The sequence below is a fragment of the Fructilactobacillus sp. X2R5C3 genome, from assembly GCF_059901325.1.
On sequence record NZ_JBWXUY010000004.1, the window covers coordinates 135,010 to 157,816 of the forward strand.

16 protein-coding genes and 1 pseudogene are annotated in these 22,807 nt (G+C 39.5%); 7 read left to right on the forward strand and 10 right to left on the reverse strand.

What is annotated here, in order from left to right:
* Positions 1-16: 16 nt before the first annotated feature.
* Positions 17-1,672: a malolactic enzyme gene (locus tag AC6UDE_RS06655; protein ID WP_500696984.1), complete on the reverse strand. Its 1,656-nt coding sequence runs from the start codon at positions 1,670-1,672 to the stop codon at positions 17-19.
* 119 nt (positions 1,673-1,791) lie between these two features.
* Here AC6UDE_RS06655 and AC6UDE_RS06660 point away from each other — a divergent pair, with 119 nt between their 5' ends.
* Positions 1,792-2,682 (forward strand): LysR family transcriptional regulator, encoded by an 891-nt coding sequence (locus tag AC6UDE_RS06660; RefSeq protein ID WP_500696985.1) that lies wholly within the window; start codon positions 1,792-1,794, stop codon positions 2,680-2,682.
* A gap of 47 nt (positions 2,683-2,729) precedes the next feature.
* On the opposite strand, the gene adhE is transcribed toward AC6UDE_RS06660, so the two are convergent.
* From adhE to AC6UDE_RS06675, 3 genes are all read right to left on the reverse strand, one after another.
* Complete coding sequence (gene adhE / locus AC6UDE_RS06665) at positions 2,730-5,348, reverse strand: bifunctional acetaldehyde-CoA/alcohol dehydrogenase (RefSeq protein WP_500694096.1); 2,619 nt, start codon at positions 5,346-5,348, stop codon at positions 2,730-2,732.
* Between the two features lie 227 nt (positions 5,349-5,575).
* A complete protein-coding gene (locus tag AC6UDE_RS06670; protein WP_500696986.1) occupies positions 5,576-7,927 on the reverse strand; it encodes an HAD-IC family P-type ATPase in 2,352 nt (783 codons plus the stop codon).
* 159 nt (positions 7,928-8,086) lie between these two features.
* The gene (locus AC6UDE_RS06675; RefSeq protein WP_500694098.1) at positions 8,087-8,509 is read right to left on the reverse strand and encodes an Hsp20/alpha crystallin family protein; all 423 of its coding nucleotides are present in this window, start codon (positions 8,507-8,509) and stop codon (positions 8,087-8,089) included.
* Between the two features lie 335 nt (positions 8,510-8,844).
* Between AC6UDE_RS06675 and AC6UDE_RS06680 the strand changes: the two genes are divergently transcribed.
* The 4 genes from AC6UDE_RS06680 to AC6UDE_RS06695 all read left to right on the forward strand — a co-directional run bounded on the left by AC6UDE_RS06680 (position 8,845) and on the right by AC6UDE_RS06695 (position 15,392).
* Positions 8,845-10,224 carry a hemolysin family protein gene (locus tag AC6UDE_RS06680; protein ID WP_500694099.1) on the forward strand — a complete coding sequence of 460 codons (1,380 nt, stop codon included), beginning with the start codon at positions 8,845-8,847 and terminating at the stop codon, positions 10,222-10,224.
* 62 nt (positions 10,225-10,286) lie between these two features.
* Positions 10,287-13,322 carry a YfhO family protein gene (locus AC6UDE_RS06685; protein WP_500696987.1) on the forward strand — a complete coding sequence of 1,012 codons (3,036 nt, stop codon included), beginning with the start codon at positions 10,287-10,289 and terminating at the stop codon, positions 13,320-13,322.
* 129 nt (positions 13,323-13,451) lie between these two features.
* Positions 13,452-13,937, forward strand: coding sequence for a class Ib ribonucleoside-diphosphate reductase assembly flavoprotein NrdI (nrdI, locus tag AC6UDE_RS06690; protein WP_500697023.1), 486 nt, complete (start codon positions 13,452-13,454; stop codon positions 13,935-13,937).
* A 108-nt stretch (positions 13,938-14,045) separates the two neighbouring features.
* Positions 14,046-15,392 carry an FAD-dependent oxidoreductase gene (locus AC6UDE_RS06695; protein WP_500696988.1) on the forward strand — a complete coding sequence of 449 codons (1,347 nt, stop codon included), beginning with the start codon at positions 14,046-14,048 and terminating at the stop codon, positions 15,390-15,392.
* Between the two features lie 108 nt (positions 15,393-15,500).
* On the opposite strand, the gene AC6UDE_RS06700 is transcribed toward AC6UDE_RS06695, so the two are convergent.
* The 3 genes from AC6UDE_RS06700 to AC6UDE_RS06710 are packed head-to-tail and all read right to left on the reverse strand — an operon-like array spanning position 15,501 to position 18,492.
* Positions 15,501-16,733, reverse strand: a complete 1,233-nt coding sequence (locus AC6UDE_RS06700; RefSeq protein ID WP_500696989.1) for an ATP-grasp domain-containing protein — start codon at positions 16,731-16,733, stop codon at positions 15,501-15,503.
* Positions 16,726-17,931 carry an MFS transporter gene (locus AC6UDE_RS06705; RefSeq protein ID WP_500696990.1) on the reverse strand — a complete coding sequence of 402 codons (1,206 nt, stop codon included), beginning with the start codon at positions 17,929-17,931 and terminating at the stop codon, positions 16,726-16,728. The genes AC6UDE_RS06700 and AC6UDE_RS06705 overlap by 8 nt, the downstream gene beginning before the upstream one ends.
* Before the next feature lie 3 nt (positions 17,932-17,934).
* Positions 17,935-18,492 (reverse strand): flavodoxin family protein, encoded by a 558-nt coding sequence (locus AC6UDE_RS06710; RefSeq protein WP_500696991.1) that lies wholly within the window; start codon positions 18,490-18,492, stop codon positions 17,935-17,937.
* 120 nt (positions 18,493-18,612) lie between these two features.
* On the opposite strand from AC6UDE_RS06710, the gene AC6UDE_RS06715 reads away from it, so the two are divergent.
* Positions 18,613-19,485 (forward strand): helix-turn-helix domain-containing protein, encoded by an 873-nt coding sequence (locus AC6UDE_RS06715; RefSeq protein WP_500696992.1) that lies wholly within the window; start codon positions 18,613-18,615, stop codon positions 19,483-19,485.
* Between the two features lie 51 nt (positions 19,486-19,536).
* Here AC6UDE_RS06715 and AC6UDE_RS06720 read toward each other — a convergent pair.
* From AC6UDE_RS06720 to AC6UDE_RS06730, 3 genes and pseudogenes are all read right to left on the reverse strand, one after another.
* Positions 19,537-19,674: pseudogene (locus AC6UDE_RS06720) on the reverse strand (IS3 family transposase); the annotation flags it as partial.
* Positions 19,675-19,877: 203 nt separating this feature from the next.
* A complete protein-coding gene (locus AC6UDE_RS06725) occupies positions 19,878-21,074 on the reverse strand; it encodes an aminotransferase class I/II-fold pyridoxal phosphate-dependent enzyme (RefSeq protein WP_500696993.1) in 1,197 nt (398 codons plus the stop codon).
* 360 nt (positions 21,075-21,434) lie between these two features.
* Positions 21,435-21,851: a hypothetical protein gene (locus AC6UDE_RS06730; protein ID WP_500696994.1), complete on the reverse strand. Its 417-nt coding sequence runs from the start codon at positions 21,849-21,851 to the stop codon at positions 21,435-21,437.
* 194 nt (positions 21,852-22,045) lie between these two features.
* Between AC6UDE_RS06730 and AC6UDE_RS06735 the strand changes: the two genes are divergently transcribed.
* The gene (locus AC6UDE_RS06735) at positions 22,046-22,807 is read left to right on the forward strand and encodes a hypothetical protein (RefSeq protein WP_500696995.1); all 762 of its coding nucleotides are present in this window, start codon (positions 22,046-22,048) and stop codon (positions 22,805-22,807) included.

A 22,807-nucleotide genomic window follows, 5' to 3' on the forward strand; every position in this document is an offset into this window, starting at 1 on the left:
TGTAACATTCCTCCAATTATTTGTTTAAATTAGTTAAATCTGGGTATTTTGGATACCATTTTTCGTCATCAACGGCTGACTTAACGTCCGTAATCTTTTCTCTAGTAATGTTTTGATCAACTGCACTCTGAGCAACAGCAATCGCAACGGTCTCAGAGAATTCGGTTAACTGGTCAACTGGTGGCAAAATGGCAGCCCCAGGAACCGTTGAATCCACAATTCCACCAAGTGAGTGAGCAGCGGCACTAATCATGTCGTCGTTAAGTTTAGTGGCGGTAGCCGCAATGGCACCCAAACCAATTCCTGGGTAAACTAAGGCGTTGTTAGCCTGTCCAATCTCGTACTTAACTCCGTTATATTCAACGGGTGCACTTGGAACTCCAGTCGCAACTAAGGCACGACCATCAGTCCATTTAATCAAATGGGAAGCAGTTGCTTCAGCCAACTTAGTTGGGTTTGAGATTGGCATGATGATTGGACGATCAGTATGAGCGGCCATTTCCTTAATAACGTCTTCAGTGAAGGCGCCGTGTTGAGTAGAAGTTCCAACCATGATTGATGGATGAACAGCCTTCACAATTGAGAGTAAGTCGGTCAGGTTTTCTGAGTCAGAAAATTCAGAACGACTTCTCGCAAACTCTTTTTGTCCAGGAGTTAGGTCGGACATGTCGTCAAACAAGAGTCCTTGCTTATCAACCATGTAGAAATGTTTCTTAGCTTCTTCCTCGGATAAGCCAGCTTGCACCATCTCTTCACAAACCCGTTCGGCAATTCCGACGCCGGCAGTTCCGGCACCAAAGCACAGGTACTTTTGATCGGTCATCTTTTCACCAGAAATCTTAAGGCCACCTAAGACACCAGCAAGGACGATAATTCCAGTTCCCTGGATGTCATCATTAAAGACCAAGTAGTCATCCTTGTACTTATCAAGGATGTTTGAAGCGTTGGCACGCCCAAAGTCTTCAAAGTGCAAGTATAAATTAGGAAACAAGTCTTCTGCTTCTTTTACAAACTTGTCAACGAAGTCGTAGTACTTTTGACCGTAGTCGCGGTCCTGGTGATTACCAAGGTAGAGTGGATTGTCGAGTAAACTCTTGTTAGTAGTTCCAACGTCTAAGACCACTGGTAGGACTTCCGATGGGTCAATGCCAGCAGCGGCACTGTAAACCATCAACTTACCAACTGGGATGTCAATTCCTTGAGTTCCCCAGTCACCAATTCCGAGGATTCCCTCACCATCGGTTACAACAATTAACTTGATGTTGCGTCCACCGGCAGTGTTCTTCAAACTTTCACGGATCGTTTCAGGGTCATCGTGATTGATTGATAAAAACGCCGCATTTTGTGGGTTAACGTACAATCTGGAATAGTTTTCAATTGAGTCAGCGATCGTTGGGTCGTAAACGACCGGCATGAATTCGGTGACGTGTTTAGCGAAGGTAGCATAGAATAGAACCCGATTTTCGTTGAAAATACTCATCAGGTAGATACGTTTTTCAAGGTCACTACCCTTGTGTTGGTATTCGTCATAAACGTTTTCAACCTGTTCGCCCAAAGTTTGAACGTTCGGTGGAAGCATCCCCACCAGTCCTAATGTTTTTCGTTCATCATCAGTAAATGCAGTCCCCTTATTGATAAAGGGATTGTTCAATATTTCTTCACCTTTAGCCATATTTTAAGACTCCTTTTTGTAGTAAAATAGTCCGTAATTGATTCTTTTAAATACTAATTCACTATCAAAAAGATAGTCAAACGCGATTTATTCATAAATTTAATTTATATGAGGTCATCATGAAGCTAAAAGATTTAATGTACTTCAACAAGTTAACCGAGCTTAAAAATTACACCGACGTTTCCAAGTATTATCACGTTAAACAGCCCACGATTACCATGGCCATTAAACGCCTAGAGGATAATTTCCACGTCGAATTAATTAATCGAAACCAGTCCCACCACCAAATCAAGCTCACAAAGGCCGGAATCAAACTTGAAAAACACGTCCAAGTAATTGTGAAAGAAGTAGACAAAATTAACAACGAAATGGGCAGCATCAGTGACCATGTCATTCGCTTTGGTCTTCCACCAATCATTGGCAACTATTATTTTCCCAAGCTGGCGTCCGAGCTATTTTCACTTGGGATCCTAAATGATCTTGATAACTCAGAGAGTGGTTCCAAAAAGCTTTTAGGAGAATTAAAAGACGGTCGAATCGACTTAGCACTTTTAGGATCATCCAAACCGCTTGAAAGTAACGAGATTGACGCGACGGTTTTAACCAAAGACCACTTCATGCTGGTCGTGAATCGACAGTCACCACTGGCAGACGCTCACTCCGTTAAATTTGCTGACCTCAAAAACGAAGAGTTTGTGGGCCTCTCAAGTGACTTCGTTCACACTCAGGTCTTTTCGGATCTGTCTAAGCTTCACGCCATTCACCCCAAAATTAAGTATCAAACGTCTGACATTGAGCTAGCCAAACAATTAGTCTCTGAAGACGTGGGGATCACCTTTCTGGTTAGTAAGGCCATTAAACCTTCCGACAACCTTGTCCCCATCCCAATTGACGATGAAGATTTACCCCCGTTTTACGTTTCGGTGGCCTTTCGTAAAAGTCACGTTCTTTCACCCGAAGAGCAAGAATTAATCAACGTTTTAACCAAATCAATTGCACAAAAAAAGTAGGAATTCCAAACGGAATTCCTACTTTTAATTTTTTAATGACTTAGAAACTAAACTTCTTTGTCAGTTTGAGTCTCAACCCCAACACCTTCGTATTCGTCAAGAATCATCTTCTTGAGATCTGCGATTAGTGGTTCTTTCGGGTTAGCAGTTGTACATTGATCAGCATATGCCAGTTCGGCAAGATGATCGGCAGCTGCTTCTAACTCTTGTTTGCTTACACCTTGTGACTTCAGATCAAGTTCAACTCCAACCGAGTGAGCTAATTCGATGAAGCGGTGAACCAAGGCTTCCTTCAATTCTTCATTGGAGTTTCCAGGAAGACCAAGGTAGCGAGCGATGTTAGCGTAATCGTCGTCGGCTCTAAATGATTCGTACTTAGGCCATGTGGCAATCTTCTTTGGTTTCTTGAAGTTATATCTGATAACGTGTGGCAAAGTAATGGCGATGGCAAGCCCGTGGGTGATCCCGAATTGTCCACCAATCTTATGAGCAATTGAGTGGGTAATTCCAAGGAAAGCGTTCGCAAATGCCATTCCGGCGATCGTTGAGGCAGTATGCATCTTGTCTCGAGCTTCCATGTTACCGTTGTACGAGTCAGTCAGGTTATCAAAAATCATCTTGATGGCCTGAAGTGACATTGGACGAGTGTAATCTGAAGCCATGGTTGAGACGTATGACTCAATCGCGTGAGTTAAGGCATCAAGTCCTGAGGCAGCAATGGTGCCCTTTGGTACCGTCTTAACAAACTGTGGATCAACAATGGCAACGTCAGGTGTCAAAGCGTAGTCAGCTAATGGATACTTAACGTGAAGCTTTGAATCAGTAATAACTGAGAATGGCGTTACTTCTGAACCAGTTCCAGAAGTACTTGGAATGGCAACCATTTGTGATTTTTCTGGTTTGTTGTATCTGTAAGCACGTTTTCTGATATCCAAGAACTTCTGTTTTGCACCGAAGAAGTCAGTCTCAGGGTTTTCGTAAATTAACCACATCATCTTAGCGGCATCAAGTGGTGATCCTCCACCAAGAGCGATGATGGTGTCAGGCTTAAAGGCGTTCATTTGGGTAACCCCAGCATTCACCATGTCAGTTGTTGGTTCACCATGAATGTCATCGAAGATGTAGTACTGAACGTCATCTTCTCTTCGGTTCAATTCATCTAAGACTTTGTCAACGTAGTGATATTTAACCATAGAAGGACTAGTAACAATAAAGGCCTTCTTAATACCAGGCATGTCGTGGAGGTAGCGAACTGAGTTCTTTTCGAAGTAGATTCGAGGTAGTTTAATCCATTGCATATTATTTCTTCTCTTTGCGATAGTTTTAATGTTCAACAAGTCATAATCAGTAACGTTATGGGAGATTGAGTTTTTACCCCATGATCCAGTTCCAAGCGTAAGTGATGGGGTCATGTTGTTGTACAAGTTACCAACTCCAGCAAGACCAGATGGTGAGTTAACGATCACTCTCGAAGCCTTAACGGCCACCCCAAAGTCAACGGCCAATTGATCATCTGAGGTTTGAATTGCTGCGGTATGACCTAATCCACCGTAGTTTAGAAGTTCAGCACAAATTCTGAAAGCATCCTTGTGGTCTTTTGACTTGTAGACCGAAAGAACTGGTGATAACTTTTCCCCTGACATTGGGTACTTAGGACCAATTCCGGTCATCTCAACGGCAAGCACTTGAGTGTCTTCTGGGATCTTGATCTTAGCCATGTCAGCAATTTGTTGCGCAGTGGCACCAGCAATTGGACCCTTAACACTAAGACGCTTGCTGTCAAACATGGCGTCAGTTAATTTTTGTTTTTCTTTTTCTGGAACAAAGTAAACCCGGTTTAATTCGAGTTGTTCTTTTACATCTTTATAGATATCGGCATCGATTACCGCACTGTTTTCAGTGGCACAGATCATCCCGTTATCAAAGGTCTTTGATAAAACGATATCGTTAACGGCACGTGGGATGTTGGCGGTTTTTTCAACGTAAACGGGACCATTACCAGGACCAACTCCTAAAGCTGGTTTCCCAGCGGAGTATGCGGCCTTAACCAATCCAGGACCACCAGTTGCAAGGGTAATGTCAACGCCAGGGTTCTGAATCAAAGCGTTCGTAGCTTCTCGACTAGGCTTTTCAATCCATTGAATGGCGTCCTTAGGTGCACCAGCTTTAACCGCAGCATCACGCACGATTCGAGCAGCTTCAATTGACGATTGAAGGGCTTGTGGGTGCAAACTAAAGATGATGGCGTTTCTAGTCTTCATTGAAATAATTGCCTTGAATAAAGTAGTTGAGGTTGGGTTAGTAACTGGAGTGATTCCAGCAATAACACCGAGTGGTTCAGCAACTTTAATCAGGTCATTTTCAGAGTCTTCTGAGATGATCCCAACGGTTTTATCATTACGAATATCGTGCCAAATTTCTTCGGTGGCAAACAAGTTCTTAATGGCCTTGTCTTCTTCAACACCACGTCCGGTTTCTTCATAAGCCATTTTAGCTAATTTTTGGTGGGCGTTAACCCCAGCAAGTACCATGGCGTGGGTAATCTTATCAACCTTATCCTGGTCGAAATTACTCATCTCATCTACGGCAATGCGTGCTTTTTGAACTTTGGCATCAATATTCTTATCGATCTCTTCAACATTGGGTTGTTGCTTTGCATCTGTCATACTTCCAGCCTCCAATATTTTCTTGTTATTTTCTTCACAACTAATATCATATCATCATCTTTTTCAAAAAGCAATGGTTCATTGTTATTTTTATCACTTATTATTCTGACGGTTATTAAACTCTTAAAAAATAATTAATTAATTTGACGAATACTATTGTTAAATAATGCACTAACTGTTAATTAAAAAGACAAATAACGCCCTCATGACGCTATCTGTCTAAATCCTTATTTGTTAAAAAGTTTATGTCTAACTAATCTGACACACTTTTGCACCCCAACAAATGTGAAATCAGTTGTAAGAGCTAATAATAATCCAATTCCTCCGACTGACCACGTAAAGATCGTGACCAACGAGAAAATTTTACCAAGAAAGATGAACACCGCCAAAAAGAGTGTGATACTCAAAACGACGATGGTTAGTTTGTAGCGGTTAAATGGTCGACAAACCATTGTCAAAGCCAACCAACAGATGACCCCAGTAATCAAAACACTCAGTGATGAAGTAATTGAGGTGAATAGTCCAAAAATATCGCCAATCACACCAATCACTAAAATGTAGAAAACGACACTTAATGCGGCTGGAAGTGAAATTTCATAAATGTTAGAAGCAAAGCGGTCTTTTAAAGCTCGATAATTTGGTTCAAGCGCCAAGAGAAACGATGGGATTCCGACCATTAAGTCATTAATCGGCGTGAGTTGAATTGGTTGAAACGGATAGTTTCTGGCAAAAAACAGAAAGAGCACGCTGAGCATGACCGAGAACATGGTCTTAATCAGGTACAGGCAGGCGATGCTATCAATGTTGTTGATCACCCTCCGACCTTCGTTTAACACTTTAATGAGGGCGTCGAAGTTGGAATCAATAATCACGAAGTCGGCAATACTCTTGACACTCTCAGATCCTGATGCCATTGCGATTCCACAGTCTGACTGCTTTAAGGCCAGTAAGTCGTTGACCCCATCACCAGTCATGGCAACCGTCCGACCGTTTTCTTGTAGCGCCTTAATTAGCCGTTGTTTCTGGTCGGGTTTGACCCGTCCAAACACCACGTACTGCTTGACCAAATCACGGTAGTCGGCGTCGTCTTCAATCGTCGTCATGTCAACGTAATCATCGGAATTATGAATGCCGACCCGGTTGGCAATGCTTGAAACGGTGACCGGATCATCGCCAGAAATGACCTTTAAGTCGACCCCCTGGTTATAGAAAAACTGCAGGGTTTCAGAAGCATTTGGTCGAATGACATCCGTAATCAAGATTAAGGCAATCAGTTCACTACCCGCGATACTATCCTCGTTTAGTTGGTCCACTTTTGCGAGCGCAATGACCCGAAAACCCTGTTCGGCGTAATGCTTAACTTCTTGTTGTTGCTTGTCAGTTAGATCCAAAATGAACTGAGGTGCTCCGAAGACGTATTTTCCCTTGTCATCTAACTCGGCCCCACTCCACTTTCTCGCTGAAGAGAACGGCACGATCATACTAGCGGCGTCTGGGTGTTGCTTGAACTCATTTTTAAGCGCTGAAGCGGTCTCATTGTTGTCATCAATTTCATGGACCAAAGAGCCCATGATTTCAGCAATTTGTTGATCAGTGTAATTAGGGGCTTCTTTCACCATCTGTTTAAATTTCAATTTGCCACTGGTAATCGTCCCGGTTTTATCCAGACAGATCGTGTTCACCCGTGCCAGAGTTTCAATGGAAGAAAGGTCTCTGACTAAGACCCGTTTTTTGGCCAGGTGATAGGCAGAAATTGCGAGGGTCACTGACGTCAAAAGAACCAATCCTTCAGGAATCATCCCAATCATGGCCGCCACGGTTCCCAGAATGGCATTATTAACGCTCACCCCGTGCATCAAACGGGAAACAAAAAGTGCTACTCCAAGCGGAATGATAATAAACGTCAGAATTTTGATGATTTTTTTAATCAGTGAGATTAAGACACTGTTCTTACTCTTGTCGGTCTTAGCCTGGTTTGTAATCGTGTTAACAAAGGTCTCATCGCCAACTTTAGTTGCAAGCATGAAGGCTTTTCCACTAACCAGAAAACTACCAGACGTCAGTTCATCACCGGTGGTTTTCTCAATTGGATTGGATTCACCGGTGATTTGAGACTCATCAACCTCAATCCCCTTGGTTTGTTTTACGACTCCGTCAACCGGTACCTGGTCCCCACGATCCAGTTCAACGATGTCTCCTAAAACAATCTGGTCCGGTTGAATAAGTTCAATTTTTCTGTTCCGTCTAACTTTGATCTTGCTCTGAGACAACAACGCCATTTTGTCAACCTGGCGCTTAGAACGAATCTCCTGAAAGATTCCGATGGTAGTGTTCGCTATGGCAATCACCAAGAACAACATGTTGATATAGCTACCAGTATAGAATACTAGCGCACCAAGAACTACGTTGATTACGTTAAACAGCGTAAAGATGTTTTCCACCAAGATCTGTTTCACAGACTTCGTTAGTGGTTTAGGCGCCGTATTCTTATAACCGTCTGCCACCTGTTGTTTAACTTCCGTACTCGTTAGTCCCTCACTCGGATTCACGTTATTAATATCGATCTGGTCACTTGCCACAGTTACACCTCCTTATGTAATTAATTCATTTCTAATTAATATTGTATAAGAAGGAATTAAATTTTGCACCACTAATGAAAGAAAAGCGCAAAGCTTTAAAAATAGTTAAAAAAGAGATGGTCCAACCGGATCATCTCTTAACACTTAGTCTAAATTAAATTAGTCAATTTCAACGTGATGGTTTTGGGTTTCATCATCTTGTGATTTTGGCAAAGTAATGGTCAAAACACCGCCATCGTAATCAGCTGAAATCTTGGTCTCATCAACATCAGGGATGTAAAACGAACGGTTAACGTCACTTGATGAACGTTCTCTACTTAAGATCCGACCATTGTCACCCTTATTTTCCTTGTCAATGTCATGAACAGCATGAATTGATAGGGTATCGTTATCATAACTAATGTCAATATCATTTTTTCTAAAGCCAGGTAATTCTGCCTTTACGACGTAGTCATCGCCTTGGTCTAAAACATCAGTTTTCATTCTGTTGCTTCCAGCAACTGAGTTTAATAAACTCTTGCCAAAGTCGCCAAAAAAGTCATCCATTGGATCATAACTAGCTTTTCTTAAATCGTTTGCCATAACTAAAACCCCTTTTTATTATTTTATTTGCTAATCTCTTAGCACCCTCTATACTAGGATGGATCGTCCCTTTCACACAAGAAATTAGCTCATAATTGGGAGAAAAAGTGCTACTTACAAAATAACTTTCTTATTAACCGTTAATTTTTCCTCGAAACCGTAAAATCAAACATTTTTCGTAACATAATAAGGAATTTATTTTAATAAATTGCTTCCATTCAAACGGCTTTATGATAAAATCAATTAATTATGCCGCTCATCTTAAATACTTAAAAAAATGGATAAGTACGTTATAATATATTTATTGTTTAAAATTTTGAAATGAGGAATGAAATTTGAATACCGGTCAGATAATACTTGATCTAATAATTATTTTAATAACGTTCTTCTTTGCTGCATTCTTTGTCGCGTGTGAGTTCTCACTGGTCCAATCAAGGCCAAGTGCCCTCCAAGAAAAACTGGATGATGAAGATATCAGTGACAAAAAGAAGAAGAAAGTTAATCGTGAAATGAAAATGGTAACCAACCTTAATGAGTATCTTTCGACAACCCAAGTAGGTGTTTCACTTGCAGGAATCATTCTTGGTTGGATTGGTGAATCATTCGTGATTGAAATCCTGGTTTCCATCATGGAATTAAAGGATTTCAGTGTTAATCCTGCTACCGCTCACAGTGTTGGTGCGATTGTTGGGGTACTTTTACTTACCTATTTAGAAGTGGTATTTACCGAAATTGTACCTAAAAATATTAGTATTGACATGCCACTAAAAGTTTTAAGCGTGATTGCTGGTCCGCTTCACTTCTTTCACATTTTATTCTATCCATTTGTGTGGTTACTAAATGTGTCAGCAACTGGCGTAGTTAAGTTACTGGGAATCCCCGTGGCAAACGAAAACGACGAGGCCTTCTCACAATCAGAAATTTTGAGTCTTTCAAAGGATGCCGTTAAAAATGGTGATCTAGAGCGAAACGACTACTTGTACATGCAGCGTTCGTTTGAATTAAACGACAAAGTGGCCAGGGACATCATGATTGACCGAACCCAATTGGTAACGATTGACATCAACGATACGGTCCAAGATGCCATCAACGTCTACATTCAAAAGAAATTCAGTCGAATTCCCGTTGTCAAAGACAACGATAAGGATAACATCCTTGGCTATGTCTACAGTTACGATTTGGTCAGACAATCGCAGGTCGATTCAAACGTTAAGGTCGGAAAACTAATCCGAAAGATTAGTACGACTCCCGAAACCACTCCCATTACAATGGTGCTTCAACAAATGATTAAAATGCATCAACCAATTGTTGTCGTAATCGATGAATACGGTGGAACGTCTGGTTTAATTACCGATAAGGATATCTACGAAGAGTTGTTTGGAACCGTTCGAGACGAAATCGATCCGCAGGTTAACGAATACATCTTTAAACAGCCCAATGGCACCTTCCAGGTGAACGGAAAATTAAACACGTACGACTTTGAAAAGTACTTCGACGTTGAGATGCCTGCTTTTGACGACTCTGACATCGTTACGATTGCTGGTTTCATCATCGAACAGAACCCTCACATTAAAGTGGGTGACGTTGTTACAATTGATGGCTTTCAGTTTAAGGTTCTTGACTACAAGAACTCGTTCATTAACTGGCTAGAGGTCAATAAACTGGAACCAACTGATGATGAATCAGACGCAGATGACGATCAAAAAGACAAATAACTAATATCAATAAAGCCGAGGATCCTCCTCGGCTTTACTAATACATAGGGGTAATAGAAACAATGAAAACAGTTTTAAAAAAATGTCCGGATTGGCTTTTTTACAGTCTAATTTTTCTGATTATTATCATGGCCTACATCTGGACGTTTTACTTAACCGGTAACTCACTAATTTGGGGAATGGACGGAATTGCCCAACACTATCCCATTCTCGTAAACTTTAAACACATGCTAACTGAATTTCTTGCCCATCCCAGTCACGGCTTTACTAACTGGTCGTTTAACATTGGCCTCGGTGCTGATCAGTTAACCAGTTTTTCGTACTACGTAGTCGGTGATCTCTTCAACTACCTGATCGTTTTATTCCCAGACCACTTACTGGAACTGGGATATGGGCTCCTGGTAATCCTGCGCCTGTACGTTGCCGGATTGGCCTTTTTACTATTTATTAAACAATTTCATTTTAAAAAATACAGTATTGTACTCGGAACTTTAACTTACACGTTTGCGGGTTACGCTCTTTATTCGGGGATGCACCATCCCTTTTTTATTCTACCGATGATTTTCTTCCCACTGATTTGCTACGGCGTCGAACGCATCATTTCTAACCATTCCTTCATTCCACTGATGCTGGCCGTTTCCTTAACTTTTTTAAGTAACTTCTACTTTGCTTACATCATTGGGCTTGGCAGTATTATCTACGTCATCATTAGGTATTTCAGCCTTCGTAAAAAACCTGACTTTCATTTTGTGAGCGCACTGGTCAAAATGGTTGCGGCCATTCTAGCGGGAATCTTGATTAGTGCTGTTATTTTCGCCCCGACCCTCTTATTTGCCCTAAGTTCCACGAGGACCACTTCGACCTTTGCGAACGGCTATCTTTTCTATCCTCTCTACTATTACCTCTCTATTCCAAGTAAAATTCTCGGAAATGGTTACCTGACCATTAGCTTCTGGCTCATTGTTGGGATTAGTGGACTCGGATTTTTGGGCATTGTTTACACGATGACCCACTTCAAGAAATACCTTTACCTAAACATCGGCCTGTTGGTGGTTTTCATTGGTGCCCTGATTCCGGCTTTTGGAGCCGTCTTCAACGCCATATCGACCCCATCAAACCGGTGGATGTGTTTGGGCTTACTTCCAATTGGGATGGCTGCCACAATTCTTTCAGATCATCTCACCACGTTAACTAAACGTGACGTGGAAGTCATGATTGTCGCAATTATCACCCTCATTGTGCTTATTTGGGCTTCTCGCGGCTTCATCATGAAGCTAAGCGCGCATGACTACGGTGAAATTGTCCTCCTGCTGATTTTAATGGGAGTCATCCTATGTAGTCAGCTCTTTCATTTAAAGCCAGTGACAACCATCGGAAGTGTGACCGCCGTTTTGATAATAAACCTTATCTCACTTGGCATTGGCTACTACAGTCCCAACGTTGCCGGTTTTTCAAAGGGCATGCTTAATAAGCACGTTGCCACTAACTTTATCAATAATTTCTACGACGGAGCCGATCAGTACGTTGAACCGCGGTTGGGTGGATATCGGACCTCACTCGGTAATCGATACCACTATGCTGGTCGAAACGACGTCAACTTATCAAACTACTCTAACATCAATACCAACATTCCGATGTTATTTTCGACCCGTGACATTTCGTCATACCTGACGGTGGAAAATGGGGCAATTGGCCAACTTGAAAATTCCGTTCAAAATAACCAACGGACCTTTAACGCTCCGGTCGCTCAAAATGACTACCGCACCACCCTTGATAATCTAATGGGGGTCAAGTACCTCTTTATTCGCACGGGCCAACAAAACAAATCACAACCCTTTGGCTTCAAGATGGTCAAGGGTAAGGACAAAAAGCCGCTCCTGTTTGCGTCTGACAACCCACTCGTGAACCAAAAAGACCCCGACGGAACCTACGTTTTAAAAAACAAGAACGCACTTCCAATTGCTTACACCCAGGATCAAACGATCTCAAACCGACAGTACCAAAAATTATCCCCAACCGAGCGTGAACAAGCAATGATCAGTGGGGTCCATGTTGATTCGCCAATTAAGGGCATCAAATCAGCCAAGCTAAAACAGAACCAGAAACAACTTAGTTATGAGGTGAAACCGGACTACGAAAAGACCCTTGATAACTACGATAAATTAACGGCATTCACTAACAATTCGAAGAGCGTTGAGTACAACGAACCAACCATTAATCACACGTCTCAGAAGACCGCCTTAAAGATCCTTTCCGAAAACGTCCAACTGGAAAATGACACCAAGAAGCAAAATCAAGACGGTCTCCACGTGGTAACTAAGGATGCGCTTGGTAAATCAGTTCCATATTTCCTTAAGATTAAGCAACCTAACCGCACCAAAAACGCTGAAATTTACCTGCAACTTGAAGGCATCAAGAGTCATGACTACTCATCGGCTTCAAAGGAAAGCATGACCAAAAGACAGCACGCCATCAAAAATCAACCGTACACGAAGATGATGAAACTAAACGAGAAACGAAAGAACCTTCACACTCCGTTTGTCGGTCAGTACTCCCTTAATGCTGCAACGAAAGGAATGAAGAACGGTTACTCACAGTACGGACGCGACAATCTCTCAAACTACACGCAAAAGAAAAACGCTTTAATTAACCTAGGGTATTCCACCAAACGCCGCAATCAAATTAAATTGACGTTTGACGGTGTCCACCAGATTAATTTTAAACATGCCAAGATTATCGCCGTTCCGTTTGGCAATTCGTATGAACAACAGATTCAAAAACTTCAACGCAACCGTCTCCAAAACCTTCAGGTTAAAAAGAACGAAGTCAAAGGAATCAGTAATAACCCGAAGAAATCCGTCTTAACCACTTCCATTCCCTATTCAACAGGATGGAAATTCTTCGTCGACGGCAAACAGGTACCCACTAGTCGGGTCAACACTGGCTTTGTCGGAGCACCCATTCAGGCTGGTAAACACCAGATTAAACTGAAATACCAAACTCCCGGGCTGCTACTTGGATCAATCGCTAGCGCCTTCGGAATTTTAATCCTCGCTATCAGTGGAATCGTCATCTGGATCGTAAAGAAACGAAATTAAATTAAAAACGTACGGATAACTAATTCCGTGCGTTTTTTGGCTGCTTTGACTTCTAAGATTCTGTGCATTTAAACTTGTTAGAGGTTACACTAATAGTGACTATTTTTCATATTTAAGGAGGTAGTAATCATCAAATCCATTCGCATTTTATACATCTCAATTGCTGGCAACACTCGCAATTTCGTGCAAAATTTAGAGGACTACGCGGAAGCCCAGCATCAAAAAGATGCCAGTAACCCACTAATTGAACCAACCGAAATCTCAGATCAAAGTGACTTTGCTGACGAAACATCACCGTACTTTGTTTTCGTGCCGACCTATCTTGATGGTGGAAACGGAATCGATAACGGAGTTAAAGAACTCATGACCAACACCATGGGAGAATACGTTTCTTACGACCATAACGCTAACTACTGCATGGGAATCGTCGGCAGTGGTAATCGCAATTTTAACGTCCAATTTTGTCTCACAGCCAGAAGATATGCGGAACGTTTTAACGTCCCTGAAATTGCAGAATACGAATTAAGGGGCACCGATCGTGATGTCGTTCGCATTTATCAAACCATGTGTGAAAGAGCCAGAGAATATAGCAATGAAGTCGCTTTCAAAAAATAATAAATAAGAACCATTTTATGAGTGTATTGATTAGCATTTCACAATTTTATCTGGTAGGATAACCTATAACTCATGAATATTGTTTCACACTAGGAGGTAAGTTGCATCATGAAAATTATTGTTGTTGGTTGTACCCATGCGGGAACTTTTGCGGTTAAACAAATCTTAAAAGAGCATCCCGATTATGACTTAACTGTCTATGAAAAAAATGACAATATCTCATTTCTATCATGTGGAATCGCCCTTTATTTAGGTGGCGAAGTTAAGGATCCAAAAGGCCTGTTCTATTCCGATCCAAAGGAATTAAAGGGACTAGGCGCCGACGTGCAAATGAAGCACGAAGTCACTAACATCGACTCAAATAACAAGGAAATCACCGTTAAGGATTTAGAATCCGGTGAAAGTAAGACCGAACATTACGACAAGCTCGTAATGACCAGTGGTTCCCTTCCGGTTGTCCCTCCAATCGAGGGCGTTCATAGCGATCACGTCAAGCTTTGTAAGAACTGGACCGACGCTCAGGTGCTTTTCGATGACGCCAAGGACGCTAAACGGATCGCTGTTATTGGAGCTGGATACATTGGAGCTGAGTTAGCCGAAGCTTATTCTAAGACCGGCCACGAAGTTACCCTGATTGATGGGGTTGACCGGGTTTTAAGTAAATACTATGACCCTAAGTTTACTGACATCGTTGAAAAAGACTACAAGGACCACGGCGTTAAGTTTGAAGGAAACCAAATGGTGCAAAAGTTCACTGATAACGGTGATACAGTCTCAATTAAGACCAGCAGTGACGAATTTACGGCTGACCTAGCTATTTTGTGCATTGGTTTCAAACCCAACACGAGTCTACTCAAGGGTCAAGTTGACATGCTTGAAAACGGTGCAATCATCACCGATGATTACATGCATGCTTCTAACAAGGACATCTTCGCCGCTGGTGACAGTGCCGCCGTTCACTACAATCCAACCCACAAAAACGCCTACATTCCGCTGGCAACCAATGCGGTTCGTCAAGGAATCTTGGTTGGAAAGAACATCGAAAACGACACCGAAAAATACATGGGAACGCAATCCTCATCTGGTCTGAAGTTGTACGACAGAAACCTCGCCTCAACCGGCTTAACCATGAGTGCCGCTAAGGCTCAGGGCATTAACGCTCACCAAGTAATTGTCGAAGACAACTATCGTCCTGAATTCATGCCCACCACGACTCCTGTGCTAATGTCACTGGTTTACAGTCCTGACACCCGTAAAATCTTGGGTGGCGCATTGACCAGTCTTTACGACATTTCACAATCCGCTAACGTGCTTTCGGTTGCCATTCAAAACGAAAACACCATTGACGACCTGGCTATGGTTGACATGCTGTTTCAACCAAACTTTGACCGTCCGTTTAACTACCTCAACATCTTGGGTCAAGCGGCTCAGGAAAAAGAAGCCAAAAACAAGTAATTGTAAGTAAAATAAAATACACCACAAAAGAGCCCTTAACTATCGTAAGTAGTTAAGGGCTCTTTTAATTATTTATAACAAATAATGTAATTACCTATGATAATTACATTAAATCAATTCAACTGATATTTCATTATCGATTTTGTTTGCCATCTTCTTCAAAGAATCAGAATCATCACCCGCTAAAATATAATAACCTAGTCGATCATCTGAGTTTTGTGGGGCTTGAACTTTTGATCCTTTATCCACATTAATTTTAAACTTTTTAACATTTGGCGTGTTTTTTAAAACTTCAACATTTTTAATTCTCTTAAAAATACCACTGTGATCAGCAAAAATATATCTAATTAACGCAGCTCCATTCTTAGCCCTCTTGATATTAATATTTTCACCAAGATATAATTTCACTGTTTCTTCAAAAATATCAATCCCGTACGCGTCTTTAATCAAATCAGAGGTGATATTATCTCCCCCAGGTCGACCATTGACTTCAACAATTCTAGGACCGTTCTTAGTAAATTTAACTTCAACATGAGTAGGACCATCACTAAAACCTAAAGAAAGAGCTGCTTCAAATGCAGCATTTATAATTGAATCTTTTTTACCAACATCAACTGTAGTCGGAAATACATGCATTATTTCACTAAAATAAGGCGGTTTAGTGGTGTGTTTTTCTGTCACTTCAGCAAATGCAATTTTGTTCTTATACAAAAACAATTCAACACTAAATTCAGGACCACTTAGAAATTCTTCAATTAAAAATTCTGGTCTAACCTTAAATCCCATATAACTCTTTTTAAATTCCTGGATTTCTTTAAATCGTTGCTTTAACTCGTTAGCATTCTTAATATAAAAGACATCTAAACTGCTGGCAGCATTCGTTGGTTTTAAAATAATTGGATATCCAATTCGCTCACTTTCTCTAATAGCATTTTCCACATTATTTACAACGGCATACTTAGCCGAGGGAACCCCTTTTTGTCTAAACGCTTTTCTAGCTTTGTCTTTGTTCCTAGCATTTTTAGCTGTCTCAACACTGGTTCCAAATTTATTAAAATGCTTAGCAACTTCAGCAGTAACCGCTGTAACATAATCAGTTGCTGGAATGATAGTATCAAAATCTTTATAAGGACTGTTTTCAATAACTTTAATAATTGAATTTGCATCATGAATATCCGCTATTAATAAATCATCAAAATAATTTTCATAATCATATTTTTTAGGATCGTTTTCATCCTGAACAATACTAACAACTTTTAAGTCAAGTTTCTTAGCTGCCTTAGCGAAGCTAACCCCATAAAAACTTGGTTCAACTAATAAAACAGTTTTTCTTTTATCCATTATTAAGACCCCTATTTTTAAGTATCAAACTACAAAATAAACCAACCAGCATAATTAGAAACATACAAAAGAATCCATAGTTGGATCCGAAGCTATCATTTAATTTGCCAATGAATGTGGAAGAAAAAATTTCTATAAATTGTGCTCCACCTGTCCAAATAGAAGTGGTTCTTCCCATATATTTTTTATTAACTTTATTCATTAGGATAGTATTAATGACTACTCGCAATGCAGAATTAGAAAGTCCAATTAAGAAAGTAGCCACAAATGCTAACCCAATAAATTGGAAAATAAATAAGACAAACAATGCCACACTAGCAAGGGCAAAGAAATTTACTAACAAACTCTTTCTGCGAAATTTCTCTAATAGTTTCCCAGTAACTAGACCTGCAACTAAACCACCAATGCCATAGCACATATCAGTAAATCCATAGATGGTACTATTGGAATGCAATATCGTGCTGACATAACCTGGCATCGAAACGTTAAATAGTTGGGTAACTAATAGGGGTAAAATTGAAAGTAACCCAATTATTAAAATCATTTTATTTCTAAAAATATATTTAATGACTGAATTATCTTCTTTTTTACTATGATCATTTGAGATCTCAATGACATCATAATTATCCGCTGAAGCATTTAACATCAGTACGATCGCAATGGCAAATAAGAACACATTAATGATTAATATAGAAATAAAGCCAATATGACTAATCAGAATTCCAGAAACTCCACCCGCCATGAACATTCCTACTTGTAATGACACCTCAATAAATGAATTGGCACTTCCAAGAAGTTCTTTAGGAACAGTTGCTTGAATATATCCACGAGACGATGCCATATAAGTTACCCATCCGATTCCTGTTACGATCGCTAATAGGTACATAGATAGCAAATTAAATTTAAAAAGATATAACCAGATTGCAATAATTGCAATGGGAACCGCACGAAATAAAAATGTTGAGATGACCACGTTTCTTCGAATGAATTTATCCGTTATATATCCTGCAATGGGTGCAATCAGAAAACCAGCTAACACGTTAATAGCCAAAAATGTTCCCACGACACTATCTGATTTAGTTTGTTGTAAAACATACCAGTTAGCTCCAACGGTTGTCATTCCAACGCCAAACCCAGAAATGATGTCAGAAAGAAAAAAGTTTCTGAATTCTTTTCGCCTTAACAAAGTGAATTTCATTACTCAACCTCCATAACTATTCTTTTTGAGATTCATGTTGATTCTGTGAGCATTTTGAATGGCATTTGAATCATCAAATATTTCGCCATACTTATTCGCTTTACCAATGACAAAATCAATCAATTGCATATTTAGAAAATTACATATATATCTAAATTGCTGAATAATGATCTTTGCTTTTCGACGAGGTTTATCTCCACCAACCAAAACTAATATTATTTTTTTGTTTCTCATATTTTCTTTAAACAATGAATCAATTTCCAACATTTCCGACCATCGATCAATAAAAAGCTTTAATTGAGAAGAAATTGAGTACCAATAAATTGGTGAGGAAAAGATAACTAAATCACTAGTTTCAACTTGATCAATAACATCATAGAAATCATCACCAGAGTTTGGCCAATTACCTTTAAATCGATAGTCTTTAATTGGTTGAATGTTTTTATCTCTCAACCTTATACCTTGATATCCAATGTTCTTTAGTGCTAATTTGGCTAACATTTTCGAATTTGATGGATTCCTACTAGAAGAATCGATTAAAACTATTTTTTCCACGTTCATCACACTTCCCCTTAAATGAGTTGAACATAGTTTACAGCATGACCACATGGAGAGTACCATTATGTAAAGTGTTTCGTCATAATTCATTCTATGTACTGATATGAAAGGAAAGTGTTACTCATGACTAATGGAGAATTAATTCGGAAATTACGTAAGGAACGTGGGATGTCTCAAATACAACTTTCCTCAGGTATTTCTACAAGAACTACTCTTTCCTCTTTTGAAAACAACCGATCCCGAATTTCCAGTGACATTTTATTTTCCTATCTACAAAGAATGAATATCACAGTTCAAGAATACACATTCTATTTGAATAACAGCTCAAAAACTGAAAAGGAATATGCTCTTCAATATTTCAACGAAAATATTTATAAAGAAAAAGACCATGAGATCCAAAGTCGAATTGTAGATTATCAAACCAAGTATAAGGATTATCATGATTTTTTCTTCTGTTGTTTATCAATTGAACTAAAATTGTTTATGAATAAATCTCATAAAAGGGAGATTTTTGACGTAAATGAAGATACGGAATTAATCAAAAACTATTTAAATGGTATCCAACAATGGGGACATTTTGAGATATCATTATTTTCCAATTGCTTGTACATTTTTAATAGTGATTATATTCGTGCCACATTTAATACTTTATTTAAAAAGACTAAAATATTGAGTCAAATTGACACTTATAAAAATGATATTGCTATTTTTGTAAATAATTGCATTATCTTATCCTTTGAAAGAAAGGAATACAAAAATGTTAATTTCTACATTGGATATTTAAGCAGTATTTCGCAGGATTCACCAAGAAAAATGTATGATAAACTGATGTGTAATTACTATATCGAACTCCTGAAACAATTAGTAATGGGACATTCATCAGTAAATAATGCTATCTTAGAATTTGAAAAATTAGGCTTTGACGAACATGCCAATAGATTGTTAGATTTTAAAGAGAAAATGCAGTTTATGAATACAGGAAAAATATATAAATAAAAAAGTTGTTATTGTTGTCATTAATGAAGCACTATATGGAAGTTAGACATTTTATACTTTCAAGGATTCATATCGATATTCAATCGGTGTGAGTCCTTTTTTATTGCCAGAAATTCTTTTGATATTCAACCACTCAACATATTCATGAAGCGTTTGCTTTAATGTAGTTAAAAACAATGATTTAGTTCGGTTTAAAAATTCTCGGTTTTAGAAGATTAAAACAACTTTAGATTGGGCTTTATCGTAACAATTCACTGTTGATACTCACTAACTCATTGGACTTTAAAAATATGTGAATATTTAACCATAAAAATACAACATAATGAAAGGCTCCAAATCGGTTAGTTTTTACCTAACTTTTTTGGAGCCTATTAATGTCTAACAATTATGGTTCACTTCACTTTGGTGTCACAACTATTTTCCCTTTTTTCGATATACTGACTAATTCGGTCCATGGCTTCTTTTAAGTTTTCCATTGAAGTAGCATAACTAATGCGGACATAACCCTCCCCGCCTGGGCCAAACGCACTTCCGGCAATGACGGCTACCTTAGCTTTACGGGCTAAGTCATAACTAAAGTCCATACTATTTTGAATTAAGCCAGCCGGTATTTTAGCGAAAATGTAAAAAGCTCCATCAGGATTGGCCATCTTAAAGCCCATCGCATTCAATTTCTCGTAAACAAAATCACGTCGCTTTCGGTACTCCTTTTTCATGGCATCAGTATCATTCATTCCATTTCCAAGTGCTTCGGCGGCCGCAGCTTGTGCGTTTGTGGTGGTTGAAGTGATCGTAAATTGATCGATTTTTTCAAGTTGGCTGGTGATGTCTTTAGGCGCCGCCATGATTCCAATTCTCCAACCGGTCATCGCGTGTGACTTTGAAACTCCATTCAATAAAATGGTTTGTTTGGGAAGATATTTAGCGATTGAGGTATGTTTACCGTCATAAGTCAGTTCGCTGTAAATTTCGTCAGAAATCACAAAAATATCATGCTTTTTAATCACATCGGCCAGTTTTTGAAGTTCGTCAGGATGATAAGTTTTGCCAGTGGGATTAGTGGGAAAATTCAAGACAATCGCCTTGGTTTTGGGGTGATCCTTTAAATTTTGTTCTAACTGTTCTGGAGTGAGGACAAAGTCAGTTTTAGCGGTGTCCATAAAAATCGGGGTGGCTCCCCGCAGTTTAATAATCGGAAAGTAGAGTGGAAAAATCGGCGTTGGAATTAAAACCTCATCCCCGGGATTTAAAACCGATGTTAACGCCGTATAAATTCCGCCGGTAGCTCCAGCGGTCATAATGATATCCGTCTCCGGGTCGTAGTTTAAATCGTATTTACTTTGTAAAAAGTGCGCAGCTGCATCCCGAAGTCGCTTAGTTCCCTTCGTGGGAGCGTAGTGACTCTCATTTTGTTGAATGCTTTTAATTGCGGCATCCTTAACGTGTTCAGGGGTGTTAAAGTCTGGTTCACCTAACGTTAGAGGAATAATATCAGGAATCTGACTCACCTCATCATTAAATTTTAAAATCGACGATGGTGATAGCTGCAGCATTTCTTGATTCATTTTACTTATTAATGCTTTTGACATTCTAATTCTCCTTTCGATAGACAAAAATCCCAGTTAACATTCGATGCTAACTGGGATTAAAAACACATTCGTTATTAGGAATATCCAACGATAATCTGTAATTAGCCTAGTTAGTATCCTTACGGTATCTAATTAGGCCATCAAAACAACCTTACTTAGATACGCACTTGTACCAAGTAAAGTAAGTATAAAGGTCGGTTTGATGATCAATATGATTATTCATGGAATATTCCTCCTCTTCTTTAATTGCCACTAATTAAACAACTCAAATCACTTTCTGTCAATCATTTTAAAACATTTATTTAAAGAACGTAAAAAAGAGAGCTAACACCAAGGTGTCAACTCTCTTTACACTTAATCTTATTGTTCGTTAAATTGTAAGTCCAAGCTAATGTGCTTACCATCTTTACTATCAATAACACGTGAATCAACAAAGACACTGTTCTTCTTAGTCTTAGTGATGTTGTCCGTTGGGTCAACGTCAACTAAAGCTTGAAAAGCGGCATCAGTTAATTTTGATAGTGGAACGTAAGGGATGAATGGAACACCCAAGTATGAGTGTAATGTTTCATCGTATTGGTCACGCAAAACGTTCATTTGGTCCAAAACGTCTTGAAGGTCTTTCCCAAAATCAGTTACATCCAAGAAGTAAACGTTTCGAACTTCATCAGTTTGTTCCCAAGGTTGGTCGGTCAAGATTGCTGATACTAAATCAGCCATTTTGTCTTCGTAATCTTTAATGTCATCGAGTTTTTCAATAATTTTTTTTTCGCTCATGTCATTCTTCCTCTCAATATTCAGTCTGATAGTTAATGACTATCACTTACAGTAATCATGATATCACATTTGAGGCGACTAATCGACACCTGATCACCCATTAAGGTGCGGGAAATTGGGTTGGATTCTTTTTGTGAGATTGAGAAATAATGGTAAGATAATGCATATAAACTGATTAAAGGAGCACTCAATCAATGAACAATGAAACAGTTGGTAGTCGAATGGACCGCAATGTCGGAAACGTAGTTATTAACGTTGTTGATAAAAACGGTCAAAATTTGACTAACCCATTAAAATATTCGCAAACTCCCGGGGAAGCATTTTCAATCGAAGTCCCTGACCTAAAGGGATACGTCGTTCAGGGACTTAGTGGTGATCAGAATGCCGTCAGTTACCTCACTAACGTCACCTTTAAACGAAACGTTGATTATCCGGCAAACATGGGTCGGGTTGTGGCCGTCAATCCGAACGAGAATATCAACGGAACTTTTGCAAGAGGAACGCTCACTTACAACTTGGTGTACGCACCAAGTGCGCAGGTGGTTTCCCCTGGTGTTGATAGAACAGCACCCAATCAAACGCAGTACCAAAGTGCTCTAAAAAAGAAGAAACATCACTGGTTCCGCTGGATCGTAATTATTTTTCTAATTATCATTTTGTTGGGAATCTTTGGCTTATACCGTTCAGGAAAGAGTGCCCAGCAACAGGTTAAACAAAATCCGCCCGTGGTGGTTAAAAATTATAACAATAAACCTGAGAATAATGCTGATAATGGTGGCAACAATGGCAGTAATGCAGCTAACCAAAAAACTCAAGATGTCATTGAAAAAGCCAAACAAGAAATCGAACAAAATGCTAGTGAACGGGATAATAATGCTCTTCAACAAATTATCATGACCATCCAAGATGGTATCAATATGATAAAAGCCAACATTGAGTCTTTCATCGGATTCTAA

Bases quoted from the DNA above. Each gene is read 5' to 3' on its own strand.
- AC6UDE_RS06655 (WP_500696984.1), bottom strand. From the start codon at position 1,672: ATGGCTAAAGGTGAAGAAATATTGAACAATCCCTTTATCAATAAGGGG.
- AC6UDE_RS06660 (WP_500696985.1), top strand. From the start codon at position 1,792: ATGAAGCTAAAAGATTTAATGTACTTCAACAAGTTAACCGAGCTTAAA.
- adhE (WP_500694096.1), bottom strand. From the start codon at position 5,348: ATGACAGATGCAAAGCAACAACCCAATGTTGAAGAGATCGATAAGAAT.
- AC6UDE_RS06675 (WP_500694098.1), bottom strand. From the start codon at position 8,509: ATGGCAAACGATTTAAGAAAAGCTAGTTATGATCCAATGGATGACTTT.
- AC6UDE_RS06685 (WP_500696987.1), top strand. From the start codon at position 10,287: ATGAAAACAGTTTTAAAAAAATGTCCGGATTGGCTTTTTTACAGTCTA.
- AC6UDE_RS06695 (WP_500696988.1), top strand. From the start codon at position 14,046: ATGAAAATTATTGTTGTTGGTTGTACCCATGCGGGAACTTTTGCGGTT.
- AC6UDE_RS06700 (WP_500696989.1), bottom strand. From the start codon at position 16,733: ATGGATAAAAGAAAAACTGTTTTATTAGTTGAACCAAGTTTTTATGGG.
- AC6UDE_RS06705 (WP_500696990.1), bottom strand. From the start codon at position 17,931: ATGAAATTCACTTTGTTAAGGCGAAAAGAATTCAGAAACTTTTTTCTT.
- AC6UDE_RS06710 (WP_500696991.1), bottom strand. From the start codon at position 18,492: ATGAACGTGGAAAAAATAGTTTTAATCGATTCTTCTAGTAGGAATCCA.
- AC6UDE_RS06715 (WP_500696992.1), top strand. From the start codon at position 18,613: ATGACTAATGGAGAATTAATTCGGAAATTACGTAAGGAACGTGGGATG.
- AC6UDE_RS06725 (WP_500696993.1), bottom strand. From the start codon at position 21,074: ATGTCAAAAGCATTAATAAGTAAAATGAATCAAGAAATGCTGCAGCTA.
- AC6UDE_RS06730 (WP_500696994.1), bottom strand. From the start codon at position 21,851: ATGAGCGAAAAAAAAATTATTGAAAAACTCGATGACATTAAAGATTAC.
- AC6UDE_RS06735 (WP_500696995.1), top strand. From the start codon at position 22,046: ATGAACAATGAAACAGTTGGTAGTCGAATGGACCGCAATGTCGGAAAC.